The organism is Homoserinimonas sp. OAct 916 (assembly GCF_003260275.1).
Classification (GTDB): domain Bacteria; phylum Actinomycetota; class Actinomycetes; order Actinomycetales; family Microbacteriaceae; genus OACT-916.
The window spans coordinates 1-280 of record NZ_QJHB01000121.1 but is presented as its reverse complement, the minus strand read 5'-3'; the positions used below and the strand labels follow the sequence as shown (position 1 = coordinate 280).

The following is a 280-nucleotide window of genomic DNA, read 5'->3' as shown; positions in this document are numbered from 1 at the left end:
CGCCTTCAGCTCTTTCACCAGCGTCTGGCGCATCGATATAATGCGGGTACGCATCGCGTCGACTTCCGCCAGCCAGCTCGCTTTTAACGCCTCATCGCCCAGGACCGTAGCGACCACCTGAGCGCCGAAACACGGCGGACTGGAGTAAATTCGGCGCACCGTCGCTTTTAGCTGTCCCAGAACCCGCGCGGCGATTTCGGCATCTTCACACACCACCGACAGGCCGCCGACGCGCTCGCCGTACAGCGAGAAAATCTTCGAAAAAGAATTACTGACTAAC

Annotated in this window: 1 protein-coding gene; it reads right to left on the bottom strand. The window is 58.9% G+C overall.

Annotation, left to right across the window (positions count from 1 at the left end; all coding sequences use genetic code 11):
* Positions 1–280, bottom strand: a 280-nt coding sequence (locus tag DL891_RS16945; RefSeq protein WP_157962617.1) for an aminotransferase class I/II-fold pyridoxal phosphate-dependent enzyme, incomplete at both ends; no start/stop codon positions are given.